13 protein-coding genes are annotated in these 13,738 nt (G+C 59.8%); 10 read left to right on the top strand and 3 right to left on the bottom strand.

The window, feature by feature from the left end:
• Nucleotides 1-65 precede the first annotated feature (65 nt).
• From apaG to M5G18_RS22850, 7 genes are all read left to right on the top strand, one after another.
• Entirely contained in the window at nt 66-446 is a 381-nt protein-coding gene (gene apaG, locus M5G18_RS22880; RefSeq protein WP_064380341.1) for a Co2+/Mg2+ efflux protein ApaG, read from the top strand.
• Complete coding sequence (locus M5G18_RS22875; protein ID WP_273896313.1) at nt 446-1,327, top strand: symmetrical bis(5'-nucleosyl)-tetraphosphatase; 882 nt, start codon at nt 446-448, stop codon at nt 1,325-1,327. Before apaG ends, M5G18_RS22875 begins: the two co-directional genes overlap by 1 nt.
• Before the next feature lie 33 nt (nt 1,328-1,360).
• Complete coding sequence (gene glpE / locus M5G18_RS22870; RefSeq protein ID WP_007959911.1) at nt 1,361-1,690, top strand: thiosulfate sulfurtransferase GlpE; 330 nt, start codon at nt 1,361-1,363, stop codon at nt 1,688-1,690.
• Between the two features lie 297 nt (nt 1,691-1,987).
• Nucleotides 1,988-3,910, top strand: a complete 1,923-nt coding sequence (locus tag M5G18_RS22865; RefSeq protein ID WP_007959909.1) for a PrkA family serine protein kinase — start codon at nt 1,988-1,990, stop codon at nt 3,908-3,910.
• Nucleotides 3,911-4,115: 205 nt separating this feature from the next.
• Complete coding sequence (locus M5G18_RS22860) at nt 4,116-5,387, top strand: YeaH/YhbH family protein (RefSeq protein WP_273896309.1); 1,272 nt, start codon at nt 4,116-4,118, stop codon at nt 5,385-5,387.
• Nucleotides 5,384-6,955, top strand: coding sequence for a SpoVR family protein (locus M5G18_RS22855; protein WP_273896307.1), 1,572 nt, complete (start codon nt 5,384-5,386; stop codon nt 6,953-6,955). The genes M5G18_RS22860 and M5G18_RS22855 overlap by 4 nt, the downstream gene beginning before the upstream one ends.
• 63 nt (nt 6,956-7,018) lie before the next feature.
• A complete protein-coding gene (locus M5G18_RS22850) occupies nt 7,019-8,248 on the top strand; it encodes a multifunctional CCA addition/repair protein (protein WP_273896305.1) in 1,230 nt (409 codons plus the stop codon).
• A 39-nt stretch (nt 8,249-8,287) separates the two neighbouring features.
• On the opposite strand, the gene folK is transcribed toward M5G18_RS22850, so the two are convergent.
• Both folK and folB read right to left on the bottom strand, forming a co-directional pair.
• Complete coding sequence (folK, locus tag M5G18_RS22845) at nt 8,288-8,806, bottom strand: 2-amino-4-hydroxy-6-hydroxymethyldihydropteridine diphosphokinase (RefSeq protein ID WP_007959899.1); 519 nt, start codon at nt 8,804-8,806, stop codon at nt 8,288-8,290.
• The gene (gene folB / locus M5G18_RS22840) at nt 8,797-9,153 is read right to left on the bottom strand and encodes a dihydroneopterin aldolase (RefSeq protein WP_064380331.1); all 357 of its coding nucleotides are present in this window, start codon (nt 9,151-9,153) and stop codon (nt 8,797-8,799) included. The genes folK and folB overlap by 10 nt, the downstream gene beginning before the upstream one ends.
• Before the next feature lie 74 nt (nt 9,154-9,227).
• Between folB and plsY the strand changes: the two genes are divergently transcribed.
• Entirely contained in the window at nt 9,228-9,797 is a 570-nt protein-coding gene (gene plsY / locus M5G18_RS22835; protein ID WP_179693493.1) for a glycerol-3-phosphate 1-O-acyltransferase PlsY, read from the top strand.
• Between the two features lie 23 nt (nt 9,798-9,820).
• Here plsY and tsaD read toward each other — a convergent pair whose 3' ends face one another.
• On the bottom strand, nt 9,821-10,846 hold the full coding sequence (gene tsaD / locus M5G18_RS22830) for a tRNA (adenosine(37)-N6)-threonylcarbamoyltransferase complex transferase subunit TsaD (RefSeq protein WP_039768071.1): 1,026 nt from the start codon (nt 10,844-10,846) through the stop codon (nt 9,821-9,823).
• Between the two features lie 199 nt (nt 10,847-11,045).
• On the opposite strand from tsaD, the gene rpsU reads away from it, so the two are divergent.
• Nucleotides 11,046-11,261 carry a 30S ribosomal protein S21 gene (rpsU, locus tag M5G18_RS22825; protein ID WP_002551877.1) on the top strand — a complete coding sequence of 72 codons (216 nt, stop codon included), beginning with the start codon at nt 11,046-11,048 and terminating at the stop codon, nt 11,259-11,261.
• Nucleotides 11,262-11,741: 480 nt separating this feature from the next.
• Nucleotides 11,742-13,709: a DNA primase gene (gene dnaG, locus M5G18_RS22820; protein WP_273896304.1), complete on the top strand. Its 1,968-nt coding sequence runs from the start codon at nt 11,742-11,744 to the stop codon at nt 13,707-13,709.
• The last annotated feature ends 29 nt before the right edge of the window (nt 13,710-13,738 follow it).

Below are 13,738 nucleotides of genomic sequence, written 5' to 3'. Positions count from 1 at the left end.
ACTTGCCTAGACTGAATCCCAATCAGCTACGCCCCGCGTCCCGCTTCGTTTTTAAGGCCTTTTGCATGTCCGATCCTCGCTACCAGGTCGATGTCAGTGTCGTTACCCACTATCTGGCAGACCAATCGCAACCCGAGCACGAGCGCTTTGCCTTCGCCTACACCATCACCGTGCAGAACAATGGCGAGCAACCCGCTCGCCTGATGTCGCGCCACTGGGTGATCACCGATGGCGACGGGCATGTCGAAGAAGTGCGCGGCGCCGGCGTGGTTGGCCAGCAACCGTTGATCGGCGCTGGCAAAAGCCACACCTATAGCAGCGGCACAGTGATGACCACCAAAGTCGGCACCATGCAAGGCACCTACGAAATGGTCGCCGACGACGGCAAGCATTTCGATGCGATCATCAAGCCCTTCCGCCTCGCCGTTCCCGGAGCCCTGCACTGATGGCGACGTATGCCGTCGGCGACCTGCAAGGCTGCCTCGAACCGCTCAAATGCCTGCTCAAGCAGGTGGCGTTCGACCCGGCTCTGGATCGCCTGTGGCTGGTGGGTGATCTGGTCAACCGAGGCCCGCAATCGCTGGAAACCCTACGCTTCCTTTGTGGCATGCGCGACTCGCTGGTCTGCGTACTCGGTAATCACGACCTGCACTTGCTGGCAGCGGCGAAGAACATCGAGCGCATGAAGAAGTCCGACACGCTGCGTGAAATCCTTGAAGCGCCAGACTGCGCCGAACTGATGGAATGGCTGCGCCAACAGAAACTCATGCACTACGACGAACAGCGCGAAGTGGCCATGGTGCATGCGGGCATTCCGCCGCAATGGTCGCTGCGCAAAGCACTCAAGTACGCTGAAGAAGTCGAGACCGCGCTGCGTGACGACAACCTGCTTCCACCCTTCCTCGACGGCATGTACGGCAACGAGCCAGCGAAGTGGGACAGCGATCTCAAAGGCGTGACACGCCTGCGAGTCATCACCAATTACTTCACCCGCATGCGTTTCTGCACCGCCGAAGGCAAGCTCGACCTCAAGAGCAAGGAAGGCCTCGACACCGCGCCGCCGGGCTACAAGCCCTGGTTCCAGCACAAGGAACGCAAGACCCGTGGCCTGCGGATCATTTTCGGTCACTGGGCGGCGCTGGAAGGCAACGTTCACGAGCCCGGCATCTCGGCCCTCGACACCGGTTGCGTATGGGGCGGCAGCCTGACCCTGATGAATGTCGACAGCGGCGTACGCCTGTCATGCAAATGCGACGAGCATGGGGCCGTACTGCCCGGCGTCGCGCCACTGATCACCGAATCTTCTCCCGTCAGCGCCCCGCGCTAGACTGCGTTTTCAGCCGAGCCACAGGAGCCCGCCATGAGCGAATTCAAACGTATCCCCCCGGAACAGGCCCAGGCCCTGCGCGAGCAAGGTGCCGTGGTCGTCGACGTCCGTGACCCGGCAACATTTGCCGCACTGCACATCAGCGGCTCGAAGCATCTGGACAATCATTCCCTCCATGCTTTCATCCAGGGCGCCGACCTCGATGCCCCGACCGTTGTGGTCTGCTACCACGGCAACTCGAGCCAGGGTGCCGCCGCGTATCTCGTGAGCCAGGGCTTCTCCGACGTCTACAGCATGGATGGCGGCTTCGAACTGTGGCGTACGACTTTTCCTTCGGAAACCGCGCAAGGCACCTCCGAATAATTTTTTTGTAACGTGCAGGCCCCGGCTCCCGCGGGCTTGCGCGGTGGCAGACGAACGGTCTGCCACAACTAATTACGTATCTCGCCTTTACCTCCCGAATTCCCAACTATCCTTAAGCCCAGGCCATCCAAAACAGGGGAGAGCCGGTACACCGGCGCACGGGTCATCGGGAGTGACTTTCGCGATTGTCGATCGCGAAAGTGTTCTGGGGGGTAAACAACAGCTGCCATCGCAGCTGCTTGCCAGCATCGACTGAGTGATCCGGCGTCGGCTCCACGTATCGAGCGAGGTGACGTCATGAGTATCTTTAGCCACTTCCAACAACGCTTCGAGTCCACACGCCAGGAAGAATTCTCCCTGCAGGAGTACCTGGAACTGTGCAAAAAGGATCGCAGTGCCTACGTTTCCGCCGCCGAGCGTCTATTGCTGGCCATCGGCGAACCGGAACTGCTCGACACCTCGACCAACTCGAGACTGTCGCGCATCTTTTCCAACAAGGTGATCCGCCGCTATCCGGCCTTTGAAGACTTCCACGGGATGGAAGAATGCATCGATCAGATCGTGTCGTATTTCCGCCATGCCGCTCAGGGCCTGGAAGAGAAGAAACAGATCCTCTATCTGCTCGGCCCTGTCGGCGGCGGCAAGTCGTCCCTGGCCGAGAAGCTGAAACAGCTCATCGAAAAAGTGCCCTTCTACGCGATCAAGGGCTCGCCGGTATTCGAATCGCCTCTGGGTCTGTTCAACGCCACCGAAGATGGCGCGATCCTCGAGGAAGACTTCGGCATTCCACGGCGCTACCTGAACACCATCATGTCGCCATGGGCCACCAAGCGCCTGGCCGAATTCGGCGGCGACATCAGCCAGTTCCGCGTAGTCAAGCTGTACCCGTCGATCCTCAACCAGATCGCCGTGGCCAAGACCGAACCGGGCGACGAAAACAACCAGGACATCTCCGCGCTGGTGGGCAAGGTCGATATCCGCAAGCTCGAAGAATTCCCGCAGAACGACGCCGACGCCTACAGCTACTCCGGTGCGCTGTGCCGGGCCAACCAGGGCCTGATGGAATTCGTCGAAATGTTCAAGGCACCGATCAAGGTGCTCCACCCGTTGCTGACCGCCACTCAGGAAGGCAACTACAACAGTACCGAAGGCCTCGGCGCGATTCCGTTCACCGGGATCCTGCTGGCCCACTCCAACGAATCGGAGTGGCACACCTTCCGCAACAACAAGAACAACGAAGCCTTCATCGACCGGATCTACATCGTCAAGGTGCCGTACTGCCTGCGTGTGAGCGACGAGGTGAAGATCTACGACAAGCTGCTGTTCAACAGCTCCCTGGCCAAGGCCCATTGCGCGCCGGACACCCTGAAGATGCTGGCGCAGTTCACCGTGCTGTCCCGCCTGAAGGAGCCGGAAAACTCCAACATCTACTCCAAGATGCGGGTGTATGACGGCGAAAACCTCAAGGACACCGATCCGAAGGCCAAGTCGATCCAGGAATATCGCGATGCGGCAGGTGTCGACGAAGGCATGAACGGCCTGTCGACCCGGTTCGCGTTCAAGATCCTGTCGAAGGTATTCAACTTCGATCCGCATGAAATCGCCGCCAACCCGGTACACCTGCTCTATGTGCTGGAACAGCAGATCGAACAGGAACAGTTCCAGGCCGAGACCCGCGAACGCTATCTGCGTTACCTGAAAGAGTACCTGGCACCGCGTTATATCGAATTCATCGGCAAGGAGATCCAGACCGCCTACCTCGAGTCTTACAGCGAGTACGGTCAGAACATCTTCGACCGCTACGTGCTGTATGCGGACTTCTGGATTCAGGATCAGGAATACCGCGATCCGGAAACCGGCGAGATCCTCAACCGCGTCGCCCTCAACGAGGAGCTGGAAAAAATCGAGAAACCGGCCGGCATCAGCAATCCGAAGGATTTCCGCAACGAAATCGTCAACTTCGTGTTGCGCGCCCGGGCCAACAACAACGGCAAGAACCCGACCTGGCTCAGCTACGAAAAACTGCGGGTGGTCATCGAGAAGAAAATGTTCTCGAACACTGAAGACCTGCTGCCAGTCATCAGCTTCAACGCCAAGGCCAGCAAAGAGGATCAACAGAAACACAACGACTTCGTTACACGAATGGTCGAACGCGGCTACACCGACAAACAGGTACGACTGCTCTCCGAGTGGTATCTGCGGGTCAGAAAATCACAGTAAACCGCGGCCGGTCAGACCGGTTGTCGTCAGCCCGAGGCCTGTGCGCGCAATTTCTGCTACACAGGCCTCTGGAAGGTGTTCGAAAGGCGGTAGCGAGGTTCAGGCAGCACCCAAAGCGCTTGGGGGAGCGTTTACGTCCCTTGGCATTCGGTTCAATGCTGCATGACCGCTCGCCCCTTTGCAGGACAGCTTCTAAGGAGCAGTCATGAGCTATGTGATCGACCGACGTCTCAATGGCAAGAACAAGAGCACGGTGAACCGTCAGCGCTTCCTGCGGCGTTACCGTGACCACATCAAGAAGGCTGTCGAAGAGGCGGTCAGCCGGCGTTCCATCACCGATATGGAGCACGGCGAGCAGATCAGCATCCCCGGTCGCGATATCGACGAACCGGTGCTTCACCATGGTCGCGGCGGCAAGCAGACCGTGGTTCATCCCGGCAACAAGGAATTCACCGCTGGCGAACACATCGCCCGTCCGCCGGGAGGTGGTGGAGGCCGTGGGCCGGGCAAGGCCGGCAACTCCGGCGAAGGTATGGACGAGTTCGTCTTCCAGATCACCCAGGAAGAATTCCTCGAATTCATGTTCGAGGATCTCGAATTGCCCAACCTGGTCAAGCGCAACCTGACCGGCACCGACACCTTCAAGACCGTGCGTGCGGGGATCAGCAACGAGGGCAACCCGTCGCGGATCAACATCATCCGTACCCTGCGCTCGGCCCACGCTCGGCGCATTGCGCTATCGGGCAGCAGCCGCGCCAAACTGCGCGAGGTCAAAGAAGAACTGGCGCGACTGAAACGCGAAGAACCGGACAATTTCGGCGACATTCAGGATCTCGAGGCGGAAATCGAGAAACTCAGTGCGCGCATCCATCGGGTGCCGTTCCTCGATACTTTCGACCTCAAGTACAACCTGCTGATCAAGCAGCCGAATCCCAGCTCGAAAGCCGTGATGTTCTGCCTGATGGACGTTTCCGGCTCCATGACCCAGGCGACCAAGGACATCGCCAAACGGTTTTTCATCCTGTTGTACCTGTTCCTCAAGCGGAACTACGACAAGATCGACGTGGTGTTCATCCGCCACCACACCAGCGCCCGCGAAGTGGACGAAGAGGAGTTTTTCTATTCCCGCGAGACCGGCGGCACCATCGTTTCCAGCGCCCTGAAACTGATGCAGGGGATCATGGCCGAGCGCTATCCGAGCAATGAATGGAACATCTACGCCGCCCAGGCTTCCGACGGCGACAACTGGAACGACGACTCGCCGATCTGCCGCGACATCCTGATCAACCAGATCATGCCTTTTGTGCAGTACTACACCTACGTGGAGATCACCCCGCGCGAACATCAGGCTTTGTGGTACGAGTACGAACGCATCGCCGAAGCCTTTTCCGACACTTTTGCCCAGCAACAACTGGTCTCGGCCGGGGATATCTATCCGGTCTTCCGTGAACTCTTCCAGCGCAGGTTAGTGACATGACCGCCAAGACCGCCAAAGAGCAGAAGCGCCAACCCATTTCCACCGGCTCGGAATGGACATTCGAGCTGATCCAGACGTACGACCGCGAAATCGCCCGTATCGCGGCCGGCTACGCCCTGGACACCTACCCCAACCAGATCGAAGTGATCACCGCCGAACAGATGATGGACGCCTATGCTTCGGTCGGCATGCCGCTGGGCTATCACCATTGGTCCTACGGCAAACACTTCCTCAGCACCGAAAAATCCTACAGCCGCGGGCAGATGGGGCTGGCGTACGAGATCGTGATCAACTCGGACCCGTGCATCGCGTACCTGATGGAAGAAAACACCATCTGCATGCAGGCACTGGTGGTCGCGCACGCGTGCTATGGCCACAACAGTTTCTTCAAAGGCAACTATCTGTTCCGCACCTGGACCGACGCCAGTTCGATCATCGATTACCTGGTGTTCGCCAAGCAGTACATCATGCAGTGCGAGGAGCGCCACGGGATTGATGCCGTGGAGGATCTGCTCGATTCCTGCCACGCACTGATGAACTACGGTGTCGACCGCTACAAACGTCCGTACCCGATTTCCGCCGAGGAAGAGCGGCGTCGGCAGAAGGATCGCGAAGAACATCTGCAGAAACAGATCAACGACCTGTGGCGCACCATTCCCAAAGGCGCGGACAAGTACAGCGACAAGGACAATGCGCGCTTCCCGGCCGAGCCGCAGGAAAACATCCTGTATTTCATTGAGAAACACGCCCCGCTGCTGGAACCCTGGCAGCGCGAGATCGTGCGGATCGTGCGCAAGATCGCTCAGTATTTCTATCCACAGCGCCAGACCCAGGTGATGAACGAAGGCTGGGCGACGTTCTGGCACTACACGCTGATGAACGACCTGTACGACGAAGGCCTGGTGACCGACGGCTTCATGATGGAGTTCCTGACGTCCCACACCAGCGTGGTGTTCCAGCCGGGGTTCGACAGCCCTTATTACAATGGCATCAACCCATACGCGCTGGGCTTTGCGATGTATCGCGACATCAGGCGCATGTGCGAAGAACCCACGGAGGAAGACCGCCGCTGGTTCCCGGAAATCGCCGGCACCGACTGGCTGTCGACCATCAAGTTCGCCATGAGCAGCTTCAAGGATGAGAGTTTCATCCTGCAATACCTGTCACCCAAGGTGATCCGCGATCTGAAACTGTTCAGCATCCTCGATGACGACCAGAAGGACGACTTGCTGGTGCCCGCGATCCATGACGAGGGTGGCTACCGGATCATTCGCGAAACGCTCGCAGCGCAATACAACCTCGGCAATCGCGAACCCAACGTGCAGATCTACAGCATCGACCGCCGCGGCGACCGCTCGCTGACCCTGCGCCACCAGCAACACGACCGAAAACCGCTGGGCGATTCCACCGAGGAGGTTCTCAAACACCTGCACCGGCTGTGGGGCTTCGACATTCATCTGGAAACCCTGCAGGGCGACCAGATCATGAAGACCCATCATGTTCCGCCTCGCAGCGAACACAGCGAGGGGGATTACGGTCGACTCGACTTGGCCGTCATTCATCTTTGATCCCGTTCAGGCCTCCGAAAGTCCGGCGCAAGGGTTATCCTGTCGGGCCAACGGAGGTTTTTTATGCAGATTTACAAGGTCGGCGGTGCGGTACGTGATCGCCTGCTGGGCAAACCGGTCACCGATATCGATTGGGTGGTGGTCGGTGCGACCACTGAAGAAATGCTCGCCAAGGGATTTCGCCCGGTCGGCGCGGACTTCCCGGTTTTTCTTCACCCGAAAAGCGGCGAGGAGTACGCCCTCGCCCGCACCGAGCGCAAGAGCGGTCGCGGTTATGGTGGTTTCACCTTTCACGCCAGCCCCGAGGTCACGCTTGAAGAAGACCTGATCCGCCGTGACCTTACGATCAACGCCATGGCCGAGGATGATCAGCAAAACCTGACCGATCCCTACCACGGTCAGCGCGATCTCGAAGAGCGGATTCTGCGTCACGTTTCCCCCGCGTTTGCCGAAGATCCGCTCAGGGTCCTGCGTGTTGCGCGCTTTGCCGCTCGCTACGCGGAGCTTGGTTTCAAGGTAGCGCCCGAGACCCTGGAGCTGATGCGTCAGCTCAGCGAGTCGGGTGAGCTGGAAGCCCTTACGGCCGAACGCAGCTGGAAAGAGATTTTCCGCGCACTGATGGAGGATCAGCCCCAAGTATTCATTCAGGTGCTGCGCGATTGCGGCGCCTTGAAGGTGCTGATGCCAGAGGTCGATGCCTTGTTCGGCGTGCCGCAGCCGGAAGCTCACCACCCGGAAATCGACAGCGGCATTCACACCCTGAGCGTGCTTGAGCAGTCAGCCCTGCATAAACAACCGCTGACCGTGCGCTGGGCCTGCCTGCTGCACGACCTCGGCAAAGGCCTTACTCCAGAGGAGGAATGGCCACGACACATCGCCCATGAGCACAAAGGCCTGAAGTTGATCAAAGCGGTCAACGAGCGCTTCAAGGCACCGAAGGACTGTCAGGAGCTGGCCTTGCTGGTCGGCCAATATCACACCCATGGGCATCGCGCCCTGGAGTTGAAGGCTTCGACCTTGCTCGAATTGCTGCAAAGCTTTGACGTTTACCGTCGGCCACAGCGTTTCGAAGAATTCATCGTCGCGTGCGAAATGGATGCCCGAGGCCGCAAAGGGCTCGAGCAGCGCAGTTATCCACAGGCGGATTACCTGCGCGGCGCGGCCAATGTGGCGCGCGGCGTGGCAGTGCAGCCGTTGCTGGAGAAGGGATTCAAAGGTCCGGAACTGGGCGAGGCACTCAAGCGCGAACGGCTCAAGGCGTTGAAGGTTTACAAGGAATCTGCGGCGTCCTGAAAACGCCTGATCCGCCCTCGCGAGGGCGGATCAAACCGTTCAAGACAGATCTGAAGGCGTGAGCTGAGTACCGCGCCACTCAAATCCGACCGGTGCCAGCACCTGATCGATCTGCGCTTCGGCCCACAATGTGGCAAAGCTTTTTCCTACACCGGGATGCACCCGATCCGGCGCAATCAGCGACAGCGGCCACAGCACAAAGGCATTTTTCAGGATTTCCGCACGAGGCAGGATCAGCCCGTCGAAGTTGCCCGCCAGATCGCCGTACAACAACACGTCGATATCCAGCGGCAAGCCCTTGCGATCCGGCGCATAACGACCGTTGTCCGCTTCAATGAATTTCAAGCGTCGATCCAGCTCGATCAACGGCAGATCGGTGAACGCCGACACCACGAAGTTGAAGAACGGCCCGCTCTTGATTCCCACCGGCTGGCTTTCGAACACAGGCGAACAGCGGATATCCACCAGAAACGTGGACAAGGCATCCAGACCGGCCTGCAAATGGGTTTCGCGCTCGATATTGCTACCGAGCCCGAGATAGACCTGGGTCAGCGGCATCCGCGCTCGATCTCCACACCCACACCACCCTTGGCGGCCGGTACGGCACCTGGCTTGGTCAGCTTCAGGCGCACCCAGGTGATCTTGAATTCGCTCATCAGCACTTCAACCAGACGCTCGGCGAAGGTCTCGACCAGTTGATACCGGGATTGCTCGGCAAAGGCCTGGATCCGCGTGGACACACTGGCGTAATCGAGCGCCAGGGTCAGGTCGTCACCGGCGGCGGCCGGGCGATTGTCCCAGGCGAAGCTCAAATCAAGACGCAGGCACTGTCGGATGCCGCGCTCCCAGTCGTAGGCACCGATCACGGTGTCGACTTCCAGGCCCTCGATAAACACTCTGTCCAAGCACTTTTCTCCGCTGCACGACAAGGGCGCAATGCGCCGTTAGAATCAGGGCGTCCTCGCCCGGAATAGTTAGCATGTTTTGGTTACTGGCGATCCTCGCCTACCTGCTCGGCTCTCTGTCCTTCGCCATTTTGCTCAGCCGCCTGACCGGAAATCCGGATCCGCGAATGAGTGGCTCGGGTAATGCCGGCGCCACCAACATGCTGCGCCTGGCCGGACGCAAACTCGCGATCCTGACCCTGCTGGGTGATCTGTGCAAAGGCCTGCTGCCGGTGCTGATCGCTTCGGCTGCCGGCCTTTCGCTGCAGGATCAGGCGTGGATCGGCGTCTGCGCCGTGATCGGTCACCTGTTCCCGCTGTACTTCCGCTTTCGCGGCGGCAAGGGCGTCGCCACGGCGGCCGGCATGCTGCTGGGGCTGTATCCACCCGCTGCGCTGCTGGCCGTGTGCGCCTGGCTGCTGACGTTCTACCTGACCCGCACCAGCTCGCTGGCGGCGCTGATCGCCACTCCGCTGACCCTGCCGTTGCTGGCCTGGCAGGAACCGGCGGCGCTGTTGCCGATGAGCACGCTGACACTGCTGATCGTCTGGCGCCACCGAGGCAATCTACGCGACCTGTTCGCCGGGCGCGAACGGCATTTTTAAATACCGCACGTGAGCGCCACTCATCACAGCGCCGACAACTGCTCCATCGGCCAGCGCGCCTGCACGCTGATTGCCAGGCTTTCCTGCTGGCCGGCCTGCAAACGCTGGCAGCCGGCAAACGCGATCATCGCGCCGTTATCGGTGCAAAACTCGGGACGGGCATAGAACACATCGCCCTTCATGTCGCCGAGCATTTTCTCCAGCGAAACACGCAACGCCTTGTTGGCACTCACACCGCCGGCGATCACCAGACGCTTCATGCCGGCCTGCTTCAGGGCCCGCTTGCACTTGATGGTCAAAGTCTCCACCACGGCCTGCTGGAACGCCAGCGCGATGTCGCAACGGGCTTGCTCGCTGTCGTCCCCGGCGCTAACGCATTGCTGCCAGGTGTTGAGGGCGAAGGTCTTCAGGCCGCTGAAGCTGAAATCCAGGCCCGGGCGATCACACATCGGACGCGGGAAGGTGAAACGTCCTGCGACGCCCTTCTCTGCCAGCTTGGCGATTTCCGGTCCGCCCGGATAATTCAGGCCCATCATTTTTGCAGTCTTGTCGAAAGCTTCGCCCGCGGCGTCGTCCAGCGTCTCGCCGAGCAGGCTGTATTGGCCGATGCCATCGACCTGAACCAGCTGCGTATGACCACCGGAGACCAACAAAGCGACGAACGGAAATTCCGGCGGTTTTGGCTCCAGCATCGGCGCCAGCAAGTGGCCTTCCATGTGGTGCACGCCGAGCGCCGGAATGCCCCAGGCAAACGCCAGCGCCTGAGCGCAGGAAGCCCCCACCAGCAGCGCACCGACCAGGCCGGGACCCGCGGTGTAGGCGATGGCGTCGATCTCGGTTGGCACGCAGTCGGCCTCGGCCAACACCTGACGGATCAAGGGCAGCATGCGCTTTACGTGGTCGCGCGAAGCGAGCTCCGGCACGACGCCGCCATAGACGCGATGCAGGTCGATTTGACTGAACAGCGCGTCGGCCAGCAGGCCGCGTTCACTGTCGTACAAAGCGACGCCGGTTTCGTCGCAGGAAGTTTCTAATCCCAGTACTAGCATGGGTTTGCGCCTTGTTTAGGCTGAATTCGAAGGCGCGCATAATAGTCGCCGCGTGATGCCCCGACCAGCGGTTTTCGATCAGAGGCTTTGCATTCCGAGCGATGAGGGGTTAACATCCGCAACCCTTAAAAACCGACGTCTTCAAGTGCTCTTTTGCCGCGAGGATGTTGACCCCGGTAATGAATGAAGGTAGCTCTGGATGCCAGCCGTCAAAGTTAAAGAGAACGAACCCTTCGACGTAGCTCTGCGTCGTTTCAAGCGCTCCTGCGAAAAAGCCGGTGTACTGGCTGAAGTTCGTAGCCGCGAATTTTACGAGAAGCCAACTTCTGAGCGTAAGCGCAAGGCAGCTGCTGCTGTTAAGCGTCACGCCAAGAAAGTTCAGCGCGAACAGCGCCGCGCCGTTCGTCTGTACTAATACACAGACGATCGTAGCAAGCTTCTGCCAAGCCCGGCCCTCAGCCGGGCTAATGGCATTTGCGTAAAACGCTTGATGCTTCACCGTCGAAGCCGCAGATGCGACCGAGACAAACCCGCTTCACCGCGTCAGGCCTGGCTCTTTTGCCAGCGGTGCACGTCTTTTCTGACGAGCCTTTCAAGGCTACTGACGAGCACACCCACTGATTCCTCTTACGACGATCAGCCCAAGGCACCTGCTTGCGTGCCCGCTTCATGAGCTATCCGAGGCCGATAACAGGTCGTCAGCGGATTCAGCGCAACATTTTCGAATAGTCGAAGACTGATGAGTACTAACGTCAGTGGATTTTCGGCAGATACACTTCCCGACAGCGATTACGCAAACGACACCGGTCGAGCCGCCCCACGTGCGCGCATCACTCAATGACCCGCGTCCGGCCGCCTTTCGCATCGGATCCACTACAGCGCAGACGAGAACGCCATGGCCGGGCTGATTCCCCAGAGCTTCATTGACGACCTTCTGAACCGCACCGACATCGTCGACGTGGTCAGCTCGCGCGTGCAATTGAAGAAGGCCGGTAAAAACTACACCGCCTGCTGCCCGTTCCATAAAGAGAAAACCCCGTCGTTCAGCGTGAGCCCCGACAAGCAGTTCTATTACTGCTTCGGCTGCGGCGCTGGCGGCAACGCCCTCGGCTTTCTCATGGATCACGACAACCTGGACTTCCCCCAGGCCGTCGAAGACCTGGCCAAAGCCGCCGGCATGGAAGTGCCGCGCGAAGAAGGCGGCCGCTCGAACAAACCGCGCCAGCCGACCGATTCACCGCTGTACCCGCTGCTCACCGCCGCTGCCGACTTTTATCGGCAGGCACTCAAAAGCCACCCGGCACGCAAGGCAGCGGTGGACTACCTCAAGGGTCGCGGCCTGACCGGCGAGATCGCCCGGGACTTCGGTCTAGGATTCGCACCGCCGGGCTGGGACAACCTGTTCAAACATTTGAGCAGCGACACCTTGCAGCAGAAAGCCATGATCGACGCCGGCCTGCTGATCGAGAACGCCGAAACCGGCAAACGCTATGACCGCTTCCGCGATCGCGTGATGTTCCCGATCCGCGACACCCGCGGGCGGATCATCGCTTTCGGCGGCCGAGTGCTCGGCGACGACAAGCCAAAGTACCTGAACTCACCGGAAACCCCGGTATTCCATAAAGGCCAGGAACTCTACGGCCTGTACGAAGCCCGCAAGAACAATCGCAATCTCGACGAAATCATCGTCGTCGAGGGCTATATGGACGTCATCGCCCTCGCCCAGCAAGGCCTGCGCAATGCCGTCGCGACACTGGGCACTGCCACCAGCGAAGAACATCTCAAGCGCCTGTTTCGCGTCGTGCCGAACGTACTGTTTTGCTTCGACGGCGACCAGGCCGGTCGTAACGCCGCCTGGCGCGCGCTGGAGGCAACACTGTCCAGCCTGCAGGACGGGCGTCGTGCACGCTTCCTGTTTCTGCCCGAAGGCGAAGACCCGGATACGCTGATTCGCGCCGAAGGCACTGACGCCTTCCGCGCCCGGATCAATCAGCACGCACAGCCGCTGGCGGACTACTTCTTCCAGCAACTGACCGAAGAAGCCGACCCGCGCTCGCTGGAGGGTAAGGCCCATATGGCCACGCTCGCAGCACCGCTGATCGACAAGGTTCCCGGCGCCAACCTGCGCATCCTGATGCGTCAGCGTCTGACCGAGATCACCGGCCTGAGCAGCGAGAGCGTCAGCCAGCTGGCCCAGAGCGCTCCGCAGGAAGCACCGCCGGCCTACGACCCGGGCATCGATTACGACGCCATGCCGGACTACAGCGACTACCATCAGCCGCAGGCACAGGACATGTATGTGCCGCAGCAGGAGTGGACGCCGAAGAAACCCGGCGCCGGCGGCAAGAAATGGGACAAGAAACCGTGGGACAAGAATGGCAAGCGTGGCGGTGATCGCGACCAGCCCCGTGCCCCACGCGTGCCGGCCGCCGTCGAACCACCGACCCTGGCCGCGCTGAGAACCTTGCTGCATCACCCGCAACTGGCGGAAAAGGTCGAGGACGCCGGGCACTTCGCGGACGAGAACCAGACCAACGCACAGCTGCTGGTGGCACTGCTCGAAGCCGTACAGAAGAATCCCAAGCTAAACTCATTTCAGTTGATCGCGCGATGGCACGGAACCGAACAGGGTCGCCTGCTCAAGGCGCTGGCGGAAAAGGAATGGCTGATTGACGGAGACAACCTTGAACAACAGTTTTTCGACACCATTACTAGCTTGTCAGCCCGCCAACGCGAGCGAAATCTGGAACAACTGCTCAGGAAAGCGCGTCAAAGCGAACTGAGCACCGATGAGAAAAATCAACTGCGCGACCTTTTAAGTCGCAATGTTTCCGCATCAAACCCGACCTCAACTGGCGCGTGAGGTCATAGCTCAGGTATAATCCTCGGCTT

It is taken from the genome of Pseudomonas aphyarum (assembly GCF_028657055.1).
Taxonomy (GTDB): Bacteria; Pseudomonadota; Gammaproteobacteria; order Pseudomonadales; family Pseudomonadaceae; genus Aquipseudomonas; species Aquipseudomonas aphyarum.
This window is presented reverse-complemented; position numbering and strand designations above follow the sequence as displayed.